Consider the following 22541-nt stretch of genomic DNA (forward strand, 5'->3'; position numbering starts at 1 on the left):
AACCTAGGGGGTATTCGACAGCGACTCTCGAATCGCCTTCGTCAGCGACTTATACACGAGTTCGTAGGAATGCTCGATCAGGTCGTAGACGAAATCGGTGGGGACTGTTCCGTCGAGAATGACCGTGTTCCAGTGGCGTTTGTTCAGATGATAACCGGGGCGGATCGCCGCGAACTCATGACGCAGAGCGATCGCTTGATCGGGATCGCATTTGAGCGCGATGGTGAGCGGAGAAGCCTCCCAGTATGTGATCGCGAAGATCTTGCCGCCGACTTTGTGGACGGCGGTTTCGGGCCTGAAGGGATACTGCTCGACCGCGTGCGGCCGCGAGGAAAGATACTCCTGCAAAGTCTTCCAATCCATAACGTTTCTCCTTGTGCTGCGGACAGTATACCAGCCTGTCTGAGCTCACGGATCGCACAAGAAAATCCCGGCGCGAATTGTTTCGCGCCGGGATTGGGCGTTGGAGATTGGCGCGGGGCAGCGCCAGGGATTTCTTAGTAGTAGGTGTCGGCGACGGTCACATGGACGATGGCCGGATCGTAGTGCTGGTTTCCGGCGGCCCAGACTTTGAAGGGGACATCGTAAGTCTGCGTTCCCGACGGGAAGACATAAGTGAACGGCTGGCCGGTCACGCCTAATTGGACGTCATCGTGAGCGGCGTCGCCCATATACACTTCGCCCTGGATCGGGACGCCCGTCTTCGAGTCGACGGCGTAGACAGTCACCTGGACAGCTTTTGCCTGCGGGATCGGGATCCCATTGATCTTGAGCAGCTGGAAGTGGATGGTGTTCGGAACCGGATAAGCGGTCATGTTCTTGTAGAAGCTTGCGTTGGCGAGCTGGAGACGATCGACCTTGACGATCATTTTCGCCTGCGCCCGATTATTCGCTCCCGGCTGTCCCGTACGCAGAATGGAGGTCGCCGCGGTATCGTGAAGCCCCGTGGCGTCGCCCGACAGCAGTCCCGTCTGCAAATCGATATAGGACGCGAAGCCGTAATCGTAGGGCGAAGGGTTGATGTCGCAGATATCATCGGAGCCGTTCAGGCCGCCGTCTTCATCCTTGAGAATATACGTGACGTTCGCGCCCTTGCTGGACCACGGCACAAACTTCATCGAAACCCAATTGCTCGGGTAGATCGTATTCTTATTGTCCTGTGTTGCTTCGTAGAACGGCTGGCCTCCGATGGTCAGCTGCGCGTAAAAGTCGGCTTGCGAATTGAAGTCCAAACTGGACAGCGCATTGGCCGCGAGGGTCTTGACGGTAACCGGCTGGACATCCCAGGCCGCATAAGAGTAACCGGGAACGGCCGGCGGATTGGGCGCCGGTGAATTGCTGGTCAGTCCCTGAGTCAGCACTCCGGACAGCAGAAGCTGCTGGACTTTCAAATCATAAACGGTGATGTGAGGAAGCCAAGTCGCCATGAAGTTCGCCAGGTCCGGAATACTCGTGCTGCCCGGTCCCTTCCAGTGGCCGCCGCCGCTCGGGATCCATTCGGATACCCGATATGTCGCCGTCAGATCCCAGTCCAGGTCCGTGCTGTTTTTGCCGTAGACGGCGTACTGCTGCATCTTTGCCCAGAATGTCGGATCGACCTGATCCGACCACGTCTTCATGGCGTGCGTCCACTCCCGGGAGGCGACATAGGCGTAGACATACGCTTCGGAATAGTGGCGTCTGGCCGGCGAGTCGCCCGGAGCGTCGTGATTGATACCGTAAGTGTCGTCGCCATGATCGAGCGGGTTATTTCCGCCGTAGTTCGGATAGTGTCCGGTATGGATATCCAGATAAAGGGGCGCGGGCTGCGAGTTAAACCAGGTCTCCGTGCGGAACGCCGCGTGCGGCGCCTTTGGATGCGCCTCCACCCAGTTCGAGTGGGAGTAGAAGTCCTGCACTGTATGCAGCGATACGCCTAAGACCGCCAGGCCCTTCAGCGGATCGTTCTGCTGCGCGGCCTGCTGAAGGGCGGTCCGGGTATTCGTCGTCAGGTGGCTCCAGTAGTTGCCGACCTGCCAGGTGGCGGAGTTATGGATCGTCGGCGTATTGTCAAAGTGCAGCTGCCGCGCATAGTCCTGAAGGACGGGATGGACGTCGCTGAAGTAGTCGGTATACCAGTTGTCGACCTGGGCGATCTTGATCGCCGTGTTGCCGAAGCCTTCCCGGTCCAGGGCGTCGCGGGTCAGATCGTGATGCGGGCCGGTGTCAAACGCATGGGACGGCGTGGCGCCGCAGATCAATGCGAGAACGCCGACGATGGCGACCGGCGCGGCGCGGCGGGCGGCGTAAAGGTTCTTTGTCAGTAATTTCTGGATATTCACAAGCTTGTCCTCCGTTGGGTTGCGCCGGCCGGTTTATCCGCCAGCGTCAGGAGGAGTATAAAGCGTGTGCGTGAGAAGAGAGTGAGCCGCGCGCGATCTTTCCGTGATATTACCGTGATTTTATCGCAATGGGGATGACATTCGCCGTGTCGGCGCCGCGTCTGACCGCGCCCGGCGCGATTCCGATGATGCGCTTGAACGCCCGGCTAAAGGCCGCTTCGGACTGATACCCGAGCCGTCCGGCGACTTCGTTCACGGCGGCGCCCTCTTCCTTGAGCCAGCTCATGCCGACATGCATGCGCCAGCGCGCGGCGTAATGCATCGCCGGCTCATCCACAAGCTCGGTGAAACGGGCGGCGAAGGCCGAGCGCGACATCGCCACCTCGCTCGCCAGCGACGCCAGAGTCCATTCCCGCGCCGGATCGCGATGGATCAGCGAGATCGCGCGGCCGATCTGCTTGTCTTGCAGCGCGCCGAGCCAACCGGTCCGCGCGGCGGCGTCTCGGTCGATCCACGACCGGATCGCCTGGATGACGAGGATATCCGAGAGGCGCGTGATGATGGTCTCGCCGCCGGGACGCATCTGCTGGGCCTCGGCGGCGATCAGCCGAAGCGTGCTCTGGATCCAGTCCATTTCCGGCGACATCGACGCTTCGATGTGAACGATCTTCGGCAGCATCCGGATCAGGCTGTGCGCCGCCGGATGGTCGAACTGCACGGCGCCGCAGATCATGTTCGTCGCGGCCCCGCCGCCGCCATGCTGAAGCGTCTCATACCGGTCGCTGATATAGTCTCGGTGGAGATCGTAGATGATCGGCGCAGCCGAACCGGCCTCGTCCCGCAGGCTGTGCCCCGCGCCGTGCGGCACGAGCGCCAGATCGCCGGGCCGCATGAGGCAGGGCGCGGCGCCCTCCACCTCCAGCCGGCATTGTCCCGACGTAATCACGTGGAACCAGAGGCAGTCGGCCATCGGCGGCAGCTCGAGTCCCCAGGGCGCCGTGAACGCCGACCGGCAGTAGAAAGTCCCGCTCATGCGCAGAAAATGCAGCGCCTCTCCCAGCGGATCTCCCGAATCCCAGCTTTGCTCTTTCTTCATGAGGACCAGTATACACGGCGAATATGCTTGCGTCCACAGCTATGGACGATTGGGCATGAAATGGCGACTGACAGTCATAGAAAGTCCTTCAGAAATATCAGATAATAGACCCACAGCCGATGACGAATGGAGGAAACAAAATGATTACTGTGATGGGTGCAACCGGCCGCACCGGGAACGCAATCGCCAAATTACTGCTTGACGATGGGGTGAATGTGCGCGCCGCGGCGCGCTCGGAGACCAAACTTGCCGCCCTCGCCGCGCTTGGTGCGGAGACCGTGGCGGGAGACGCCGGCGACACGGAGTTCCTGACGCGGGCTTTTCAGGGCGCGGACGCCGTGTACACACTTCTGCCGCACGATCCGGCGGAGCCCGATTATCACGGCGCCCAGCGCCGGATGGGGGAAGCGATTGCGGCGGCCATTCGAAGCGCCGGCGTGCGGCGCGTCGTCTTTTTGAGCAGTGTCGGCGCGGACCATCCGGTCGGAACGGGATTCGTCGCCAGCCTGTACGATCAGGAGGAGCGGCTGCGGCAATTGGACGGCGTGAACGTGCTGAACCTTCGGCCCGGCTCGTTCTTCGAGAACTTCCACGAGATGCTGCCGCTGATTCGGCAGGAAGGAATTGCGGGCGATGTCGTGACGCCCGATCTTCGCATTCCGATGGTGGCGACGCGCGATATCGCCGGCGCGGCGGCCGCAGCGCTGAAAGCCCGCGATTGGAGCGGCGTGGTCGTGCGCGAACTGCTTGGCCCGCGCGATCTCAGTTACGCCGAAGCGGTCGCGATCCTCGGCGCGCGCATCGGCAAGCCCGACCTCGCCTACGTGCAGTTTCGCGAAGGCGAGATGATCGGCGCACTCACGCACATGGGCTGCTCCGCCGATTTTGCGCGGATGTATGTGGAACTCGCCCAGGCGATCAATCACGGCGCGGTCAAATCTCAGGAAGTTCGTAGCTCCGCGAGCACAACGCCCACGCGCTTCGAAGACTTCGCCGACGAACTGGCGCAGGCGTATTTCGCCGTTTAGAAAGGGAAAACAATGATCGATGAGAAAGCCATTGACGACCGTCCGGCGGCGTATCCGTCGGACGAAGCCCGGTCGGAATCTTCGGAACGCGCCGCCGGTGCGGCGCTCGGAGCGTCCATGATCGCGATGGGGCTGATTTCCGGCGTGTACTACGCATTTTCCTGCGCGGTGATGCCGGGCCTCGCGCGGGCGGACGACCGCACGTTTCTCGATGTCATGCGACGAATTAACGACGCGATCGTCAATCCCGTGTTCATGCTGAGCTTCTTTGGCGCATTCGTGCTTACGGGAACCGCCGCCGCGCTTCAGCGCCGTCTTGGGAAGCGCGAAGCGACCCCCTGGATCGCGGCGGCCGCCGCGCTTTACGGCGCCGCCCTTGCGGTGACGGTTGCGGCGAATATTCCGCTCAACGACGAGATCGCACGGCCCGGCTCGTTAGACGCCGTCGCCGACCTGGCGGGGCTCCGGCAGCGATTTGAAGGATCCTGGAATCTCTGGAACGACGTGCGCGGGCTGGCGTCCGTGGCGGCGCTCGCGTGCCTCGGCCGGGCGCTTGTGCTCCATGGTCGTGAGAGTCGTTCCGCGAAGGCGCCTGGAAAGTAGCATGGGGACGTATGTCAATCGAGCTGCCGCTGAAGCGCCATCAGGGCGAAGCCGAGCAGCGCGACGCCGGCGAGCAGGGTGAAGGCGTCGAGACACGACAGCAGGAGGATCTGTCGTTCCAGCGCCTTCCCCATCAGCGCAAGCGCGGCGGCGTGCGCGTCGGCCGCCCCCAATCCATGCGCGATCAGCCCGTGACTGAGCGTCGAGATGCGCTGAGACACCGCCGCGCTGGAGGGATCGGCGTCGCCCGCCAGATCGAACCGATGGACTGCCGCGCGGTGGTGGAGCATGACGGTCATCGCCGCCACCGCGAAGGTCTGGCACAATTGCCGAATGATATTCTTCAAACGGTATGCGTGGCTGTAAAAGTCCAGTTCAAACTCTTTGAACGCCAGGCCCGCGACGGGAAGCACGAGCATCGCCGCGAACAGGCTGCGCAGGAAGAGGGGGAGATAAAGACCGGACGCCGCGATCTGTGTCGAAAGACGCGACAGCATCCAGAAAGCCGCCGCCATGCTGAGCATGCCCGCGCACATAAGCAACTTGCGGCGGCGCAGGCGGCTGCTGACGCCCAAATACACCATGACGCCCGCCATGGAGACGACGCCGGAAAAGAACAGCAGGCGGCCCATGAAGTCCACCGAATACAAAAGGACCTGCTCGCAAAACACGGGAAACAGATACGAGAACGCGTAGGCGAGCAAATAGTAGATAAAGTAAAAGAGCAGCCCCCAGAGAAACTGCTTGTTGCGCAGGCCGGTCAGATGCAGGATTGGATCGGGGACGCGCAGCTGGTGGGTGACGAAGCCGACGATCGCCAGGATCGCGACCGCCAGCAGAAGCAGCAGATGCGGGGACTGCGTCAGAAACTGGAATCGCACTCGCTGCATCACGATCTCCACGGAGACGATGCTGACGGCGAAGAGGGCGATCGGCCAGTAGTCGTAACGCACGCGGCGCTCGATCTGCTGCTCCGCCTTTTCGGCGCTCTCCGGCTCGGGGACCGTGAACCATACCAGCAGCGCGCAGGCGAGGATGATCGGGACGATGATCCAGAAGATCCAGTTCCACGTGCTCGCGTCGATCAAGCGCGTCGCGAGCAGCGGCGCTAGCGTCGATCCTCCGAATACCCCCGCCATAAAGAAGCGCAGCGCCTTGACGCGCTCTGGGCCGAGAAACGTAAATTGGATCAGGATGCGGCAGGAGGTGAACAGAGCGCCCGCCCCGGCGCCCTGGACAACGCGCCAGGCAATCAAGGTAATGACGGAATGGGCGAAGCCGCAGCCGAGGCTCGCGGCGGCGTAAACGATCAGGGAAGCGGTGAGGTAGCGCCGGTATCCAAAGTGCTCCGTCAGATTTTGCTGAAGCAGAATCATCAGGATCGCGGCGGTGGCGTAGGCGGCCGTGACCCAGACAAACTCTTCCGGAGTCGCGCCGACGCCGCCCTGGACGTGCGCCGACGAGAGCACGAGCATGGAGTTCTCCAGGAACTCAACGCCGGTCGTCAGACCCAGAGTGAGCATTAACAAGATACGTTTGGACAGCAACGATGAGTTTTGCGCGTTTCAGGACGGCGCCAGCCGCTTTCGCATCCGTACAACCGGAAGCGTCAGGCCGTCCCGCATCGGGATTTCGAACCGCTCCGATTCGTGATACCCAAAAACTGCGTACAAAGGCTCGCCCGCGAGGGTGGCGACGATCTCGACGTCCCGGAAACCCGCCTGAAGGATCGCATCCTCGCAGGCCGACATAATCCGGCGTCCGATGCCGCGCCGGGCGAACTCCGGATGCACAAAGAAAGCTCGGACGCGCGCCGAGTCGCGAGTGGGGTCGAGCAGGGAATCGTCGTCGGGGTTCCTGCCGTCATCGCCGCCGAAGAGCGTCTTGCGCCGGCTCCATCCGCCGCATCCCACGATCCGCCCGGCTGCCTCCACGACAAAATAAGTCCCATCGGCAATCAACTGGCGGTCGACGCCGAAGATCGGCCCAAGCGCCGCCTCGATCTGTATGGGCGTATAATAGTCCGCCTGAAGCGCATGCGCGGAAAGAGGGATCAGCTCCGCGAGCGCGTCTGCATCGCCGAGGCGCGCGAGCCGAAGCGTTAGGGCAGGAAGCTTGGGATCGTCATTCATCGTTTAGTATCACTTGGGCGCTCTGTCGGTGAAACAATGTGTGCAGCATGGAGGCGGCGTAGGTCTTTACAATGCGCAGTGGACGCGAAACGCCATAGAGCGGCCTTGGCAGGCGCATTGTCTCCACATCGGCTAGGGTGGGAGTGGTGAGCGCGAACCAGCAGTAGACACATCGCTCCCGCATCTTGTGGGCGCGAAGATTATAGAAAAACAGCTCGCCGACTTCCGGCTGCTTTTCCTCCACACATACGCGCCGACGAGCCTCCTCCGCCAGCGCATGCGCCACACGGTCGCGGCGCGCCATGGGCGCTAGCGCTTCAGGAATAGGGACTCCCGTCAGCGCTTCCGCGAGCAAAAGACCGACGAACACGATTCGCTCATTGCCGGAGTCGCGCGCGCGGGATGCGACAACCTCCCAATCTTCAACCATTGAGCCGCGCGCCATCGCGGACACCGCGCAGATCCACTCTAGACGCTCCCAAAGGTGTTTTACCCCATGCACGCAAAGATAGAGAAACTGATCTTCTGGACTGAGAGTGCGGACGGAGGATCCGGCGAGAGGAATGGGAGTCGCTCGGCCAATGATGTCCCGCACCTGCTTCTCGGATTGAAAACAAGGGTTGGTAAGCCGGTGGTGCAGCTCAACCCGGACGCCGGTTGCCGCCGAAGCGAAACAGAAGTTGTGGTAGGATCGCATGTGGATGTCGCTATCTGCCTCAGAGCCGCAGAATTCGTCCACATAACCGAGGCCGCGCAATACACGGGCGGCCCGTTCGATCTCGTCCGGAGACGTCAGCAGATCTAAATCGCCGAAACACCGCAATGCAATGCTGTCGTAGAGAGACTGCGCCAGCGCCGGTCCTTTGATCGCGACCGCCATTACCCCCTCGGCTTCCATCGCTTTCGCGATCCGAAGAAGCTCGGCCGTCATGTGCAGACTATGACGCCCTGCGCCGTGTGAGAGCTGAGCCAGACGCGCGATCACATCGGCGGGAACGCGTGCTGGCTGCGTTTCGCAAAGATGCTTGTGGAGAAGCGGAACAAGACCATGCTTCATCGCGAGCGAAACCGTGGAGGGCCAGTCGACAGGAGCGTCCAGCAGGCGCGCGAGACGCGTCTGCGCGGCGGCGTCCAAATGAACTCGGCCGCAAACGGTGAGCAGTTCTCGTTCACGAAAAGCGGAGTTAAGTGGCGCAGACGTCATTCTCGACCTTCATCAATAGCTGAAAACTTCCCGGTCCGGCAGAGGTCATGCAGCGTCCATCCGGCGTTTCCACCCAGGCGTGCGCGAGAAACTCGCCATTCTCGGCTTTCGCCACGCCGATTTTGAGGGACGCTGGGTTTCCGAGTCTTTTGATAAGGACAAATGTCGCCAGCGACTGAGTTAGGCACGTCGCGGCAGGCACATACCGCGCCATGGATCCAACCGCGCGCGCGCAGACCAGGCAATCACGGTTACTGGCCGCCGAAGCGTTGCGTGCTGGATGGACGCGACGCTCGATCCATCGGAGCACCCATGGGAACGGCGCCGTCCAAAGAGCGATCCGAATGACAGCCAGGAGCGCTAGGGCGCGCAGATAGACGCCTTGATCCCGTATGCTCAGCGATCGCCACTTCGCGCCGTGGCGACGAAGTATGGCGAGGCGATTAGTACGAAGCGTCATGGGTGATGACCACCAGATCGTGCCGCTCCAGATCCGCCAGCAGCACCGCGAGATCCGCCTGCGCTCGCTCCGGTTCGACATCGTACTCGCCGATAATATTTTGCCGCAGATCGCTGACATGGATTGGGTTTTGAACCCACTCCCAGATGCGCGCGCCGATTGGATTGAGGCCGTAATACGTGCTGTTCTTCAAATTGAGGATTGCCATGTCGCCCTGCAAATCGCAGGAGACCTGTTCTTTGCTTGCGGTGATAGTGGCGTTGTCGTCCATAGATGCTCCCTTCATCGAACTATTCCAGCGTTTGCTTCCCCGCAGTCGCTTTCGACGAGCGCCGCGACCTCATGCAGCGCCTGGAAATCCAGCGGCCGCTTCAGACGCCGAATGTGCGCCTCAGCGGTTAGAGCGGCGCATTGACGCATATGCGTCGTCTTATTCTCCTGCGATACCAGCATCCCCACCGCATAAGTATGCCGGATGATCTCCACGACCGCATGTTGACGTTCCAGACATTCGATCTCAGGCCAGTCGCCTTGCGCGAGGATATAAATGCGTTCCAATCTTAAAGAACTGCGGCCCGCGCCTTCCGCGACGGGGAAGCCGTACTTCGGATGTGTGGCGTGTACTTTATTCAGCTGGGCTGTATTATGTCCCAGAGCGGCGGCGGAATCGGGAGTGAGTTTTAGTCGCGGAAAGCCGGACTGGACGGTCGGCCGCGCCGGATCGGCGAGGCAGACCGCCACGATATCGTCGGCGACCACTGTATGTCCGCGCGCTTGCAGCGCGGCGGTCATTGTGGATTTTCCGGCGCCGGCGGCGCCTAAAAAGGCGACGACGCTTCCATTCACAACTGCCGCGCTCGCGTGCAATGTCAGGAAACCCCGTTGATGCAGCAGAGCGCCCAGAGCAACGCCGAGAACAAAAAGACGCAGGACGCTATTATCGACGCCGGACTCTCCCTCCACTAAGATTTCTCGGCCGCCACGGATACAAATTCGGCACGCTCCTTCGAAAGAAAGCCACACGGCGTCGCCATACATCCAGTGCCCCTCGCGGATATCGCTGGCGTTGCTGGGAATCGCAGGAAGACTTTCTACTCGAATTGCTACATCAGCCGTTTCAAACTCTGCCGACGAGAGAGGAGTAAGTTCCGGCAAAGGCAGCGTCGAGTCGATTGTGAGGCCGTAGGCGACATATCGATATCGTGTGGCTGGAAGAGCGAGAATCATCGATAGCGCCTCATGATCACTGGATCATCTTCCGCTTCAGCATGTCAATCTCTCGGCGCAGTTCGCCGATTTGTTCGTCACGCTGCTGCACCAGATCGTAAAGCGCCTGGATCGCCGCGATCGTCACTCCGTTCGCGTCGACCATATTGATATGCTTATCGTTTTCGCCGACACCGAACGCCGCCGCGAAGTCCTGGGCCATCGGGCCGATATGACGGATCGCGGGGTTTTGGAAGTGATAGCTCCACGACGCCACGGGGATAGAAACCAGACGCGCCAGAACATCGTGTGCGTCAACAGTCGCGAAGTCCTGCTTCATGGATCGGTCGCTAATGATGACTTGACTTCCAATAATTCCATCGCCAGAGTTTGGTCCAATAAATTCAGTGATATTGGCAATGGTTCCATGGACGGTCAGCTCCGGCGTTTCGTACGCCTTCTTCGCGGGTTCCTGATCCTCAGCGCGGCTCGTGAAATCTTGCGGGGTGTCGGTCATTTGTTTTCTCCTTTAGCGAACGCGGATGATTTTTTGAGGAACAGCACTGTCATGGTTCCATGAAATGTCGTGAAAATTAAAAATATTTAATTTGATATGGGTTTACGTCATCTTTTGCAGCCATAGGGCAAGAAGAGACGCCTTGAGCGGAAGCTCGGCGTCCTCCCACGACGGCTGAATCGCGAAGCGATCCAAGCTGGAGCGAATGGAACTCATGTTGACGTATTGCGAAAGCGAATTTCCGTCGCTTGCTAACATCGCTTCGATACGCTGTATATCGAAAGCCGCGAAAGTATGAAGGAAGTTATGTCCCAAATCGGATTTTCCGCCCCTCCATTGAATTTGTTCGGGTAAGACGCCCGTCATTGCCTTTCGCATGATCCAGCGCGTCCAACCATCGCGAAGTTTTTGATCCGGCGGGACTCCCAGACAGAATTCCACCAGCCGGCGATCGAAAAACGGATAGCGTACTTCGAGAGAGAAGGCGGCGGACGCATGGTCGGTGATCTCCAGCACATGCGGAACAATCCCCCTCGACATTCGGTAGTGATGACTTTCTTTTTCCGTGAGGCAGGGGCGCCGGCCAACGCCCAGCAGCACGTTCGACCGCTCATGAAAACGAGTGCGAGTTTGAAAGTCAGCGTTCAAACAGGCCGAAAGGACGCTGGCGGGCGGCTGTCGCCGACGGGCGGCTTTCCATACGCCGAGCATGGCTTTGGGGACGAATGGGTAAACCGCCTGGGTCGCAATGAGAGTTCGAGTGGAGCCGTTGAGATTGCGCGCCACCCCCTTCGCCTCCCTCAGCAGGGTCGGCCAGCGCATTGCGCGCGCGAGTTCGGTCAGGCGGGAGACGCCGTGAGAGACTGTTGTATCGCCGTCAAGACCGTCGAGAAGCACGCCGACCCCAGCCGTTTTCGCGGCTGCGTACATTGCCCAGTGCAAAAATAGATTGGGACCAGTAAAAGGCTGGTCTTGAGCGCTGAGCATCTGGTCGATATTTGAAAAAGGGCCGATCCGGTCTCCATGGACTTTGTGCGGCTCCATGCCTCCCATATCCAGAGCCGCACGCATATAGTCGCGTTCATCGGACTTAGGCACGTCGTCAAAAACGACGGAAAATGTCTGGAGGGGCTCCCGCCCATCCTTTTGCAGGTATTGTGAGGCGGCGCAGGCGATGGACGACGAATCGAGGCCGCCGCTGAGCGTGGAGCCAAGCGGAGTATTTGCGCGGGATCGGGAATGGACTGCTTGGAGGAAGATGGAGCGAAATGCTTCGGCGTACTCGGCGTCTGATGATAGCCGGATGTCCTGAGCGGCTTCCACGGACCAGTAGGGCTGCATCGAGATCTCGCCGTCACGCACCATCATGCTGTGCGCTGGCGGCAGCTTGAAAATCCGCTGATAGAACGTATGCTGCAAATCTTCCGCGTAACCCGCCAGATACTCTAAGACGCGGTCTTCATTGACGAGGCGCTGCGCCTCCGGCATTGCCAGCAGGCCCTTAATCTCCGAGGCGAATAGGAAAAGATCGTGATGTTTGTAATAGTAAAATGGCCGAACGCCAAAGTGATCTCTGGCGCAGAATAATGTCTTGTCGCTTCGGTCCCAGATAGCAAACGCGAAATCTCCGAGAAGCTTCTCAGGGCATTGTGGTCCCCACTTTTCATAGGAGGCAAGGATGATCTGGCCGTCGGTAATTGGATCTGGGGATCGCTGGGGAATTTGCAGACGCGCGATGAGTTCGTCTCGGTTGTCCAGTCGGGCGTCGGCGGTCATTACTCGGTCGTTCGCGGCGTCACGAAGGGGCGCCTGCTCGAAGTGCGATTCGCGCGTCGTTCTCAGAAGACTGCTTCCGAATGCGGCTGAGCCGTCCACCCAGCAGTTAACAGGGCTCGAGCCGCGATGCGCAAGCGCCTCCATCATTTGCTCAAGCCCATGCGGCGGAGCCGGTCGATCGTCTGCAAGCAAAATACCCGCAATAGCGCTCAAATCTGATGCTCTCCAAACGATTACTGGGCAGACTTCGACTGTAAAGCGAAGTCTACCCAGCAAATGGCTCTTCGAAGCATGACAAAATTTTTGGCGGCTACGCGGCTCTCACATCGCGTTCTTTCGCCATGGGAGTGTGCGCGGGCGAGGATGTCTCCGGGACGATTGGGCGGCGGCGCTGGGCGGCGCGCAGGAACGCCGTGGCGGAGACCGGGTCGAACTGCGTGCCGATATTTTTCTCGATTTCCGCGAGCGCTTTGTCCCAGTCCATGCCCTTGCGGTAAGGCCGGTCGGTCGTCATCGCGCTGAAGGCGTCCGCAACCGCCAGGATCCGTCCCAGCAGGGGGATTTCATTGCCGGCGAGGCCGTTCGGGTATCCCTTCCCGTCCCAGCGTTCGTGATGGGAGCGCACCGCGTCCAGCGACGATTCCATGCCGGGCAGCGCGCCGACGAGCAGGGCGCCCAGATGGGGGTGCTGCTTCATGATCTCGTACTCTTCGGCGGTGAGGCGACCCGGCTTGCGCAGGATGCTGTCCGGGACGCCGATCTTGCCGACATCGTGCAGAAGGCCGCCGATGCGGATGTCGCGCATCGTCTCGTCGGATTGGCCTAGCTCGGCGGCGATCCACAGCGCGAAGTCCGTGACGTCTTCGGAGTGGCGGCGCGTATATCGGTCTTTGTTGTCGACGGCGGTCACCATGGAGTCCAGAGTGCCGAAGGACTGTTCCGCGCGAAGCTTTCGGTTCGACCGCTGCGTGGAGCTCGTCTGCGCGATGCCGGTGTCCGAAACCTTGGCTTCATAGAGGTTGCCGTCGGCGGCGTTCAAAAGGTCGTGGCGGGTCAGGCCGTCGTTGGGGAAATCCGCGATGCCGAGGCTCAGGCCGATGGGGACGATGCGCTCGTCGCCGGGGCGGCGGAACCCGTCGAAGTTGATCCGGTCGCGCAGCGTCTCCGCGAGTTTCCGGGCGTCGTTCGCCGTGGTGTCCGGCAGGAGCATGATAAACTCGTCCCCGCCGTAGCGGCCCGCCAGATCGCCTTCGCGGCACGTTTCACTCAGCGCGCTCGCCACGTGCTTGAGAACCTGATCTCCCGTCGGGTGCCCATAGGTATCGTTGAACAGCTTGAAGTTGTCCAGGTCCATCATGATGACGGACAGCGGGCGGTTCGTCGCCGTCGCCACTTCGAACTCCCGATCCAGGCGCTGGTGGATGGCGCGATGGTTGAAGAGGTCGGTGACGGAATCGCGATCGGCCGCATCCTTGGCGGTTTGATATTGGCGCGCATTGTTCAGCGCGGCCCCGACTTCCAGGCCGACGCCCTCGACGACTTTGATATCGGAGGAGTCAAACGCGCTTGCCCAGCGAACGAAACCGATCGACCCGAGAACCTGTCCGTGCCACAGCAAAGGCGCGCGCAGATAGGCTCCGCCGCATGGCAAATCGAGGATTTCGATCGCGCCGCAGCGCTCCAGGCTTTCGATCCAGGCGAAGTCGGTTCCATGCTCTTCGAACCCTGTTTCCCGGACGATGGGGAAAATTGAGCCGAGCGGATCGTCGATATTGCCGAGGCGAATGACCGCCGCATCGGAACCAAGAACGGTGGGGGCGTGCGTGATCACCTGATTGAGCACTTGATCGTAGTCGAGCGTGGTGTTGATTTCTTTGGTCAGGCGATGGAGCGCCGCGAGCTGCTCCGTGCGCCACTCGAGCTGGCGGGTTCGCTGGGCGACCGTTTCCTCCAGCCCTTCATTCGTATGTTTGAGCTGAATGGTCAAACGCCGGTTTTCCGTCAGCGTGAAAACCTGGCGCAGAATCACCAGCAAAATCAGCACAAGGCCGGTCACGAGGGTGGAGGCGCCGATCTGGTGGAGCGGCGGTTCATTATAATCGCGAACGCAGATCACGGCGAACGCGGCGAAGGCGGCCATGTACGGGAAGAGCATTTGCAGGATGCTGCCCTGCGTGTTCGTGACAAGCGTGCGCTCTCTGGCCGCTTCATCCTTTTTGGTGGCGGGCAGCCACATCGGCAAAACCAGCGCGTATCCCATCATAATCCAGCCGAACGAGCAGGCCCAGTCCGACCAGCTGCCCGTATGATAGGAATTGTTCAGGGTCATGATGGCGAATGATGTGTCGAAAAACGCGAGCAGGGCCATGCCGATTGCGAGGAAGATGCAGGAGCGGCGCAGCACACGGTCCGTGACCATGGTTTTGATCAAGACGATCACGCCGAAGATCGTCACGACGTCTCCGAGTGGATAAGCGACGGTAATCACTTTTCCTACAAAAGTCATGTCCGACTGCGCCCATTGCCGGTCGATGACGAAGTGCCAGCTCAGCATTCCCGCCGCGAGCGCGGCGATGGCGCTGTCGAGGACCAGGCGCGCTCGTCCGGCGACGGGCATACTGCCGAACAGCAGGAAAACGCCCACGATCAGGCACGGATACGCGCCGAGGTAGCCGGCGTCCGACCATCCAGGGAACGGCACTTCGACGCCGCGAACGCTTTCGTAATACGTCCACGTGATCTGTCCCAGCGCGAAGGAAAAGCCCGCCATGCCGATCAGCAGCCAGCCGATACGGCGTAAAGCGCTCGTGTGCTTGCCGTGCAGAAAGTAGGAGATGCCCCCAACTCCCGTCAGCAGCGGCGGAGCGATCTGGTACGTATTGAAGAAGGCGTCATAAAACTTGCGCGTCCCGGGATGGAGGATGAGCATGAACACGAACAGCAAGGCGTAACAGATCGTGGCCCAAACTATTCCTTTATGTATTCTGGACATGCGTTAGCTACTCTTTTCCTCCGTATCGAATTCCACATGGATGGAATTGTCTCGGAGACAACCATCGTGACGTGCGCCGAACGCGCTTCTTCACTTTGGTAATAATACTCGCTTAATGTTTCGGCAAAAATCGCTCCGAGCATTAGGTCGTCATGACGGAATGTCACCGGAATCCGAAATTCTGCGGAGAATATCGAAATTCTGGATCGTGACGGTGCGTCCGTTGACAGTGATGGCCCCGGCTTCTTTCAAACTTCCCAGCGTTCGCGAGACCACATCGCGCACCGTTCCGATCTGGCTGGCGATCTCCTCGTTCGTATCGGCGAGTCGAAAGGTCGCGCGTCCTTCCGAAGCGCGCATCAAATGGGCCGCCAAACGCACGCGCACGCTGTGCATCGTCTGGGCCTCTAGCATCACCACCAGTTTGCGCATTCGTATTGACAGGGCGCGCAGGGCCAGGATCGCGATCTGCGGGTGCAGCGCCATCATCTTTTGAAACTGAGCGCGCGGCACGACAAGGACGCGCGTCCCGTCCTCGGCGGCCTCCGCGCTCGCCGGATAGTTCCCCCCGTCGAACAAGGGCAGCTCGCTCACGCTGGCGCCCGGCGTTTCCAGTCCAAGCGTCAATTCGCGGCCCCGATTGTCCAGCTTATAGACCTTGACGGATCCCGACAGCACCACGATGAGGCCCACGCAGGCGTCATGCTCCGAGACTAGCAGCTCGCCTCGGGTCAGTTTTCGCTCTCGCCCCGCCTCCGCGATCTCCATCAAAACTGTTTCCGGCAGTTCTTTGAGGAACGGAACCCGCGCTAGTGCTTCTTTACGCTCCACAATGCCCCATTTCCTGCTCCCGTATGCCCGCTATGACGAAAGTCATTGCCGGAGCCCGTATTCTCACGGTATCTTAGAACCGTGATCGTGCTCATTGCGATTAGTATAGCGTACTACGGTGATTAGCGCCAGACGCTTTTTTGTGGAAAGGAACACGAAACCATGCCGTATGTCATTACCGAGCCCTGCGCCGGAACGAAAGATAAATCGTGCGTCGCCGTCTGCCCGGTCGATTGTATTCACGAAGGAACCGTGGAAGTCGACGGCGTTCTGATCGACCAGCTCTTCATCGATCCCGCCGAATGCATCGACTGCGGCCTATGCGAGCCGGAGTGCCCCGTGGACGCCATCTTCATGGAGGATGAAGTCCCGGCGCAATGGTCCCAGTATATTGAGATCAACGCGGAGTTCTATAAGACGGGCAAGCGCGCTTAAACAATCTCCCCCGGCCACACGGCCGGGGGAGATTGTCGGATTCGGCGTTCGCTTCCGGAACAATGCGCCCGTCAAAGTCGTAAATCACTTTGCATGCACAACGCGCCGAGCAGCCGAAGCTGCGCGCATTCTCAAGGAGCTGGAATGAACGAAGATATGCAAGGATTGAACCGCCGAGAAGTTTTGCAGGCGGCGGCGGGCGCGGGCGCCCTTCTGCTGCTGCCCGCCGCAAGCCAGGCGAAGGACGACGCCGCGACTCCGAAGGATACCGCCCAGTGGACATCCGTGGGGAAGGCCGCCGACTTTCCGCTGAATACGCCCACGCGCGTCGCGGTCGGAGACCTGGCGCTGTCCGTCACGCGCACGAGTGAAAAGGACGTCACCGCCGTCAACCTGAAGTGCACGCATCGCGGGTGCGAAGTCAAGTGGGACGGCGGCAAAACGCGTTATGCGTGTCCTTGCCATGAAGCGCAGTTTGCCGCTGACGGAAAAAACCTTGTCGGGACCCGGCGCTCGCCCGCCGAGCTGCTGCCCGCGCTCTCAACCGCGCCGGCGCGCCGGAACGGCGATCAGATTGAAGTCGATTTGAGCGCGCTCACCGCAGGCGCTGCGGACCCCGCGCCCGCCCACTAACTCTGCGTCGATCGAAGACACAATTTCACGGCCCGGAAAACACCTGTGTTTTCCGGGCTTGTTTTATTTCCGGGCTCGCATTCCTCAAATCCTCGTATCGTTTCCAGATATTTATTTCCTCGCAATTTTGCGTAAGTCCGCTAAATATGTCGGTGGGAAATGCCGATACTAAAACCGTCGAACCCTGCGGGTTCATCCCTTTTCGTTTTCCATTCCGGTGAGAGTCGTCTACTTGTGAAGCGTTTTATTTCTCTGACAATGCTTGTCGCGGCCGTCGTATGCGGAATGGTCTGCGTCCGAGCGAATGCGGATTCCAGTCCGCCCAAGCGGCGCGTGCTGGTCGTGAAATCGCGCGACATCAGCTTTTACGCGCCTGCGTCACAGGGGTTTGTCAAGGGATTGAAGTCCCGAGGATATGGCGACACGACCGACATCACCATCCTCGCGCTGTCGGGAGACAAAAATCAGGATCAGCAGACGATCAAGGCGCAGATTCAGAAAAACAACAGCCTGATCTTTACCCTGGGAACGGACGCGACACGGACGATCGCCGAAGCGCATCCGACATGTCCCTGCGTGTTCAGCATGATCCTGGATCCGATCAGCCTGGGCGTCGCCAAATCTCTGGCGCAGCCCGGCGGCGTCTTTACCGGCACGACGCTCCAGGTTAGCGCGGGCAAGCAGCTCGATGCGCTGCAGCAGATTCTGCCCCAGGCGCAAAAAGTCGGCCTGCTCTATACCGACGGCGACGCCACCTCGCTCGCGTTTTTGAGCGCCGCCACTCAGGACGCCGCCAAGCTGAATATCGAAATCGTGTCGAAGGCGATGACGCCCACGACCGATCGGAAGGCGGCGCTGGAGGAATTGGCGGGGAAAGTCGGCGCCTTCTGGCTGATCGTCGACCCCGCTTCGGCCGGCCCGCAGGCGCTGGCCGATACGCTGGACGTCGCGAAAAGCCACAAGCTGCCGGTGCTGGGAACGTCGAGCGCCAACGTTCACGCCGGCGCGCTGCTGGCGCTTTCGGCCAATCTTCAAGACCTGGGCGATGTGAACGCCGAGATGGCGGCGCCGCTTCTGGATGGATCGGCGCAGCCCGGACAGACCAGCGTGCGCGGACCGCGCCAGACGATGCTTTCGGTGAACCTGGACGCCGCTTCGGCGCTTGGTCTGACGGTGCCCAACTCCGTACTTCGATTGGCTGATGAAGTTGTCGATTCCGGCGCGGCTAAGAGCGGCTCGAAATAACCATGAACGAAACACGATTGAACTTCAAAACGATTTTGACCAGTAAGCTGGCCCGGCGCCTGGTGCCGATCCTGATGGCGGTGGTCGCCGTCCCGATCGCCGTGACGGTCCTGACGGTCGGCCATGTCGCCCGCGAGCAGATCGTCACAATGACTCACACCATGGAGCGGATCAACGGCTCGGCCGTCAAGGACGCCGGCAAGGAGTTCCAGCGGGTCGGCCAGGAAACGGTGCGCAGCTCCGGCAAGAAGATGGCGCAGATTTCGCTCCAGGCCGGCCAGAACGTTTCGCGGCAATGGGAAAAGGGCCAGGCGGACTCGATCTCCAAGACGGGGGACGATTTTGCCCGGGTGACGCAAAGCAGCTTTGACGGCGCCATGCGCCAGTCGCTGTCCACGAACCGCGATATCCTGCACGACGTCAACGGCCAGATGGGACGCCTGTTCGCCAGCTCCGCGCGCTACACGCAGGTCCGGGTCGCCGACCGGGTGCAGACGGCGATGCTGGACCAGAGCAACCGGCAGATGCAGGAGCGCGCCCGGCAGCTCGCCCAGCTCGCTCAGGTCTACCTTCAGACCAATCAGAACTATCTGGCGCTCACGGCGCAGATGCTCAATGTTTACGACGGCGACCGCGCCGGCGAAAAGGCCGTTCTGGACGCCCTGGTGCGCCGTTTCCCCATGTTTACGCTGGTGAGCGTCATGGACATGAACGGGCAGGAGACGGCGATGTCTGCTTCGGACCGCGCCGTGACGGCCTCTGACCTTTCCAATCACTTCACGGCCGATTACTTCCGAACCGCGATGGGCGGGCAATCGTATGTCGGTCTCGAAACGCCGCCGCAGTATGGACGCGCTCCCGTGCTTCGTCTCTCCGTCCCGGTCGAGCTTTACCGGGGCAAGGTGATCGGCGTTCTCACCGCCCGCCTGGCCCTGGAGGATCTCTGGGACACGATCCGCAACACGCGCATCGGCAAGAACGGCTATGCCTATGTCACCGGCCCCGGCGACGCCATCTTTCTGAAGGAGCGGCCCAGCGACGCGCAGATGATGCGGCAGGTGGCGCCAATCGAGCCGCTTGGCTGGAAGCTGATTGTGGCGCAGCCGAGCGATGAAGTGATGCTGCCCGTCCGGTCCTTCAAAAACGACATCGCGCGGAACACGCAGCACTCTCTCCTGCAGATGAACCAGGACATCCAGAACTCCTCGGAGATCGCGGCGAAGCGCCTGCAAATCGATGCGGGACGCCTGCACTCCGACACCGCCGCCCAGGTGCGGACACGCACCGGCGAGATCTTTGGACAGCTTCAGCGCAAAACCAGTCTCCAGACCGGCGCGGAGCTGAAGGGCATGCAGGAGGCGATCCGGTCCCAGGCCGAGCAGGCCCAGCAGGACAACGACCGGCAGATGGCCGCCGCCGCCGGCGCGGCGTCGACGGAGCTGGCGCGCCGGATCCCGCCGCTCACCGCCAACGCGCTTCGCCTGGCCAGCCGCCGCCTTTCGGTGTGGGCGCTGGCGATCATTTTGATCTCCTGCGCGATCAGCTGCGTCATCGGCCTGATCCTGGCGAGCGCCATCCTTCGCCCGATCCTGCGTCTCGCTCAAGGAACGCACGCCATCGCCGAAGGGGAGCTCGCCAAGCGCGTGGATGAGCGGGCGCCGGCCGAGATCGGCGACCTCGCGGTCGCGTTCAACACCATGGCCGCGTCCTTGCAGCAGAGCCGCACCGAGCTCGACAGCGCCGAGGCGCAGCTCGTGCAGTCCGCCAAGCTGGCGTCGCTCGGCACGCTGTCCGCCGGCGTCGCCCACGAATTGAACCAGCCGGTCGCGATCGTGCGCGGCATCTCCCAGCAGCTTCAGGGCGAGCCGAATCTTTCGCCCGACGTCCTGGACGACCTCGTGCTAATCGAGGGCCAGACGACGCGTATGATGAAGATCATCAAGCACCTGCGCACCTTCTGCCGCGCCGGCGGATATGAGATGACGCGCGTGACGGTCGATCAGGTCGTGGAGAACTGCTTCATTCTGATCGACGCCCAGCTCAAGGCGCACGATATCCGCGTCAAGCTGAACCTGACCGCCGGAGCATCGCAGGTCATGGGCGACGCCAACGAGCTGGAGCAGGTCTTTATCAACCTGATCACCAATGCGCGCGACGCCATGGAAGGCCGTAAGGACGCCGAGATCGCGATCCGTTCCTGGACAGAGAGCGGCCGCCTCTGCATCGAGTTCCACGACAACGGAACCGGCATTCCCGAGGAAGTCGCGGCGCATATCTTCGATCCTTTCTTCACCACGAAAGAGGCCGGCAAGGGGACGGGCCTGGGCCTGTCGATCAGCCACGGCATCATACAAAAGCACAAGGGCCTGATCGCGACGCATAACGACGGCGGCGCCGTCTTCACCATCACCTTACCGCTGCTTGAGGCGGACATAACGGAACAGGAAAGCGAACTGCGGCAGGCGGCTTAAGCGCCGCCCACCACAGAGGATGATAGAACTATGGCAAAAGTATTATTAGCAGACGATGAAGAAGCGCTCCGACTGATGCTGGGCCGCCAGCTCCGCCGCGGCGGGCACGAAGTGACGCTGGCGGAAGATGGACAGATGGCGCTGGAGCTCTTGCAGCAGGGCGTATACGATCTGGTCGTTTCCGACATGAAAATGCCTCGTCTGGACGGCATGGGACTTCTGGAGGCGGCGCACAAGCTGACGCCGGAGACGGAGTTCATCATCCTGACCGGACACGGCTCAATGGAAAACGCCGTCGAAGCCTTCAAGACCGGCCGGGTCTTCGACTATCTTCTGAAGCCGCTGGAGGATATCCGCGAACTGGACGCCGTTGTGGCGCGCGCCGTGGAGCGCCGCCAGCTTCGTTCGGAAAACGGGCGTCTGGTCACTGAGCTCCAGGTGCGGATCGAAGAGCTCGAAGCGGCCAAAGCGCAGCTCGCGGACCTCGCGGAGCGCGACGGTCTTACGGGCCTCTACAACCACAAGACCATCCATCATCGATTGGAGGAGCTGCTGGAGACGATCCCGGACGACACCGTCTCGGTGATGATGCTCGACATGGACGGCTTCAAGCTGATCAACGACACTTACGGCCATCCGACGGGAGACAAAGTGCTGCGCCATCTGGCGCGCGCCCTGGAAGCCGTCTGCGGCGCCAAGGGGATCCTGGGCCGGTGCGGCGGCGACGAGTTCATGGTGATCCTGCCGACAACGACGGGCGTCGAGGCGCAGGGCGTCGCGAACGAGATCAAGCACTATCTGAGCCTGAACCCTTTCACCAGTCCCGACGGCGGCAACCTGCCGGTCCGCCTCTGCTTCGGCGTCGCCGACACGCGTACGGCGGGGTGCTCGGCGCCCAATCTCGTTACGGCGGCGGACACCGCGCTGTACGAAGGCAAGAGCCATGGCGGAGATCAGGTCACGCTGCACCTCTCGCACATCCTCGAAGACGTGGACCCGTCGCATGGCAAGTTCCAGGTGCTGGACGGCTTGGTGACGGCCATCGACCGCAAGGACCACTACACCAAGCGCCACTCGGAAGATGTGACCGGCTACGCGCTCAAGCTCGTGAACGCGCTCGGGCTGTCCGGCGAGACCCTGGACGCCGTCCGGGTCGCGGGACTGCTGCATGACATCGGCAAGATCGGCGTTCCGGACAGCATCCTGCGCAAGCCTGGCAAGCTGACCGCCGAAGAGTACGAAGTCATGAAGGGGCATGTGACGCTGTCCATGCTGATCATCCACGGACTGCCCCGCCTGAACGATATTCTCGACGCCGTTTCGCACCACCACGAGCGCTGGGACGGCAAAGGGTATCCAAGCGGCGTTTCCGGCGAAGAAATCCCGCTGCTGGGCCGCGTCATGGCGGTCGCCGACGCGTTCAGCGCCATGACGCTGGATCGCCCGTATCGCTCGGGAATGCCGATCGAGGCCGCTCTGGAAGAGATCGAGCGCGGCGCCGGCACGCAGTTCGACCCGCAGCTCGCGGAACTGTTCGTGCAGATCATTCGGACTCAGGAAGCGCTCCATCAGCAGGCCGCATGATAGAGGG

The 22541-nt window shown here is 61.1% G+C and carries 20 protein-coding genes; 7 read left to right on the plus strand and 13 right to left on the minus strand.

Features of this window, described 5'->3' with window-relative positions; translation table 11 throughout:
• Nucleotides 1–3 precede the first annotated feature (3 nt).
• The 3 genes from D5261_RS13680 to D5261_RS13690 form a co-directional block, all read right to left on the minus strand.
• The gene (locus D5261_RS13680; RefSeq protein ID WP_119320759.1) at nucleotides 4–363 is read right to left on the minus strand and encodes an MmcQ/YjbR family DNA-binding protein; all 360 of its coding nucleotides are present in this window, start codon (nucleotides 361–363) and stop codon (nucleotides 4–6) included.
• Between the two features lie 134 nt (nucleotides 364–497).
• Nucleotides 498–2321 (minus strand): hypothetical protein, encoded by a 1824-nt coding sequence (locus D5261_RS13685; RefSeq protein ID WP_119320758.1) that lies wholly within the window; start codon nucleotides 2319–2321, stop codon nucleotides 498–500.
• Between the two features lie 109 nt (nucleotides 2322–2430).
• Entirely contained in the window at nucleotides 2431–3417 is a 987-nt protein-coding gene (locus tag D5261_RS13690) for an AraC family transcriptional regulator (protein ID WP_119320757.1), read from the minus strand.
• A gap of 140 nt (nucleotides 3418–3557) precedes the next feature.
• Here D5261_RS13690 and D5261_RS13695 point away from each other — a divergent pair, with 140 nt between their 5' ends.
• Both D5261_RS13695 and D5261_RS13700 read left to right on the plus strand, forming a co-directional pair.
• Nucleotides 3558–4445: an NmrA family NAD(P)-binding protein gene (locus D5261_RS13695; protein ID WP_119320756.1), complete on the plus strand. Its 888-nt coding sequence runs from the start codon at nucleotides 3558–3560 to the stop codon at nucleotides 4443–4445.
• Nucleotides 4446–4457: 12 nt separating this feature from the next.
• Nucleotides 4458–5048, plus strand: coding sequence for an anthrone oxygenase family protein (locus tag D5261_RS13700; RefSeq protein ID WP_119320755.1), 591 nt, complete (start codon nucleotides 4458–4460; stop codon nucleotides 5046–5048).
• Nucleotides 5049–5062: 14 nt separating this feature from the next.
• Here the strand turns inward: D5261_RS13700 and D5261_RS13705 are convergent, their stop codons facing one another.
• The 10 genes from D5261_RS13705 to D5261_RS13750 form a co-directional block, all read right to left on the minus strand.
• On the minus strand, nucleotides 5063–6571 hold the full coding sequence (locus D5261_RS13705) for an MFS transporter (protein ID WP_119320754.1): 1509 nt from the start codon (nucleotides 6569–6571) through the stop codon (nucleotides 5063–5065).
• A gap of 42 nt (nucleotides 6572–6613) precedes the next feature.
• A complete protein-coding gene (locus tag D5261_RS13710) occupies nucleotides 6614–7180 on the minus strand; it encodes a GNAT family N-acetyltransferase (RefSeq protein ID WP_119320753.1) in 567 nt (188 codons plus the stop codon).
• On the minus strand, nucleotides 7173–8384 hold the full coding sequence (locus D5261_RS13715) for a nucleotidyltransferase domain-containing protein (RefSeq protein WP_119320752.1): 1212 nt from the start codon (nucleotides 8382–8384) through the stop codon (nucleotides 7173–7175). Before D5261_RS13715 ends, D5261_RS13710 begins: the two co-directional genes overlap by 8 nt.
• Complete coding sequence (locus tag D5261_RS13720) at nucleotides 8365–8844, minus strand: lasso peptide biosynthesis B2 protein (RefSeq protein WP_165864086.1); 480 nt, start codon at nucleotides 8842–8844, stop codon at nucleotides 8365–8367. The genes D5261_RS13715 and D5261_RS13720 overlap by 20 nt, the downstream gene beginning before the upstream one ends.
• Complete coding sequence (locus D5261_RS13725) at nucleotides 8828–9130, minus strand: PqqD family protein (RefSeq protein ID WP_119320751.1); 303 nt, start codon at nucleotides 9128–9130, stop codon at nucleotides 8828–8830. Before D5261_RS13725 ends, D5261_RS13720 begins: the two co-directional genes overlap by 17 nt.
• The gene (locus tag D5261_RS13730) at nucleotides 9127–10071 is read right to left on the minus strand and encodes a phosphoenolpyruvate carboxykinase (ATP) (protein WP_125205905.1); all 945 of its coding nucleotides are present in this window, start codon (nucleotides 10069–10071) and stop codon (nucleotides 9127–9129) included. The genes D5261_RS13725 and D5261_RS13730 overlap by 4 nt, the downstream gene beginning before the upstream one ends.
• Before the next feature lie 16 nt (nucleotides 10072–10087).
• Nucleotides 10088–10567, minus strand: coding sequence for a tail fiber domain-containing protein (locus D5261_RS13735; protein ID WP_218025551.1), 480 nt, complete (start codon nucleotides 10565–10567; stop codon nucleotides 10088–10090).
• Between the two features lie 102 nt (nucleotides 10568–10669).
• Nucleotides 10670–12556 carry a lasso peptide isopeptide bond-forming cyclase gene (locus tag D5261_RS13740; protein ID WP_165864084.1) on the minus strand — a complete coding sequence of 629 codons (1887 nt, stop codon included), beginning with the start codon at nucleotides 12554–12556 and terminating at the stop codon, nucleotides 10670–10672.
• A 97-nt stretch (nucleotides 12557–12653) separates the two neighbouring features.
• Entirely contained in the window at nucleotides 12654–15335 is a 2682-nt protein-coding gene (locus D5261_RS13745; RefSeq protein ID WP_119320748.1) for a bifunctional diguanylate cyclase/phosphohydrolase, read from the minus strand.
• Nucleotides 15336–15485: 150 nt separating this feature from the next.
• Nucleotides 15486–16166, minus strand: coding sequence for a Crp/Fnr family transcriptional regulator (locus D5261_RS13750; RefSeq protein WP_125205904.1), 681 nt, complete (start codon nucleotides 16164–16166; stop codon nucleotides 15486–15488).
• Nucleotides 16167–16328: 162 nt separating this feature from the next.
• On the opposite strand from D5261_RS13750, the gene D5261_RS13755 reads away from it, so the two are divergent.
• The 5 genes from D5261_RS13755 (at nucleotide 16329) to D5261_RS13775 (ending at nucleotide 22534) form a co-directional block, all read left to right on the plus strand.
• Complete coding sequence (locus D5261_RS13755; RefSeq protein ID WP_119320746.1) at nucleotides 16329–16601, plus strand: ferredoxin family protein; 273 nt, start codon at nucleotides 16329–16331, stop codon at nucleotides 16599–16601.
• A gap of 144 nt (nucleotides 16602–16745) precedes the next feature.
• Nucleotides 16746–17234: a QcrA and Rieske domain-containing protein gene (locus D5261_RS13760; protein ID WP_165864083.1), complete on the plus strand. Its 489-nt coding sequence runs from the start codon at nucleotides 16746–16748 to the stop codon at nucleotides 17232–17234.
• Nucleotides 17235–17468: 234 nt separating this feature from the next.
• The gene (locus tag D5261_RS13765) at nucleotides 17469–18479 is read left to right on the plus strand and encodes an ABC transporter substrate-binding protein (RefSeq protein WP_165864082.1); all 1011 of its coding nucleotides are present in this window, start codon (nucleotides 17469–17471) and stop codon (nucleotides 18477–18479) included.
• Nucleotides 18480–18481: 2 nt separating this feature from the next.
• A complete protein-coding gene (locus tag D5261_RS13770) occupies nucleotides 18482–20950 on the plus strand; it encodes a sensor histidine kinase (protein ID WP_119320743.1) in 2469 nt (822 codons plus the stop codon).
• Between the two features lie 30 nt (nucleotides 20951–20980).
• On the plus strand, nucleotides 20981–22534 hold the full coding sequence (locus tag D5261_RS13775) for an HD domain-containing phosphohydrolase (RefSeq protein ID WP_119320742.1): 1554 nt from the start codon (nucleotides 20981–20983) through the stop codon (nucleotides 22532–22534).
• Nucleotides 22535–22541: the final 7 nt, after the last annotated feature.

It is taken from the genome of Capsulimonas corticalis, assembly GCF_003574315.2.
In the GTDB taxonomy this organism is placed as follows: domain Bacteria; phylum Armatimonadota; class Armatimonadia; order Armatimonadales; family Capsulimonadaceae; genus Capsulimonas; species Capsulimonas corticalis.

Coding starts and splice junctions, on each gene's coding strand:
- D5261_RS13705 (WP_119320754.1), bottom strand. CDS start 6,571: ATGCTCACTCTGGGTCTGACGACCGGCGTTGAGTTCCTGGAGAACTCC.
- D5261_RS13710 (WP_119320753.1), bottom strand. CDS start 7,180: ATGAATGACGATCCCAAGCTTCCTGCCCTAACGCTTCGGCTCGCGCGC.
- D5261_RS13755 (WP_119320746.1), top strand. CDS start 16,329: ATGCCGTATGTCATTACCGAGCCCTGCGCCGGAACGAAAGATAAATCG.
- D5261_RS13735 (WP_218025551.1), bottom strand. CDS start 10,567: ATGACCGACACCCCGCAAGATTTCACGAGCCGCGCTGAGGATCAGGAA.
- D5261_RS13680 (WP_119320759.1), bottom strand. CDS start 363: ATGGATTGGAAGACTTTGCAGGAGTATCTTTCCTCGCGGCCGCACGCG.
- D5261_RS13695 (WP_119320756.1), top strand. CDS start 3,558: ATGATTACTGTGATGGGTGCAACCGGCCGCACCGGGAACGCAATCGCC.
- D5261_RS13690 (WP_119320757.1), bottom strand. CDS start 3,417: ATGAAGAAAGAGCAAAGCTGGGATTCGGGAGATCCGCTGGGAGAGGCG.
- D5261_RS13775 (WP_119320742.1), top strand. CDS start 20,981: ATGGCAAAAGTATTATTAGCAGACGATGAAGAAGCGCTCCGACTGATG.
- D5261_RS13770 (WP_119320743.1), top strand. CDS start 18,482: ATGAACGAAACACGATTGAACTTCAAAACGATTTTGACCAGTAAGCTG.
- D5261_RS13760 (WP_165864083.1), top strand. CDS start 16,746: ATGAACGAAGATATGCAAGGATTGAACCGCCGAGAAGTTTTGCAGGCG.
- D5261_RS13720 (WP_165864086.1), bottom strand. CDS start 8,844: ATGACGCTTCGTACTAATCGCCTCGCCATACTTCGTCGCCACGGCGCG.
- D5261_RS13745 (WP_119320748.1), bottom strand. CDS start 15,335: ATGTCCAGAATACATAAAGGAATAGTTTGGGCCACGATCTGTTACGCC.
- D5261_RS13715 (WP_119320752.1), bottom strand. CDS start 8,384: ATGACGTCTGCGCCACTTAACTCCGCTTTTCGTGAACGAGAACTGCTC.
- D5261_RS13725 (WP_119320751.1), bottom strand. CDS start 9,130: ATGAAGGGAGCATCTATGGACGACAACGCCACTATCACCGCAAGCAAA.
- D5261_RS13700 (WP_119320755.1), top strand. CDS start 4,458: ATGATCGATGAGAAAGCCATTGACGACCGTCCGGCGGCGTATCCGTCG.
- D5261_RS13730 (WP_125205905.1), bottom strand. CDS start 10,071: ATGATTCTCGCTCTTCCAGCCACACGATATCGATATGTCGCCTACGGC.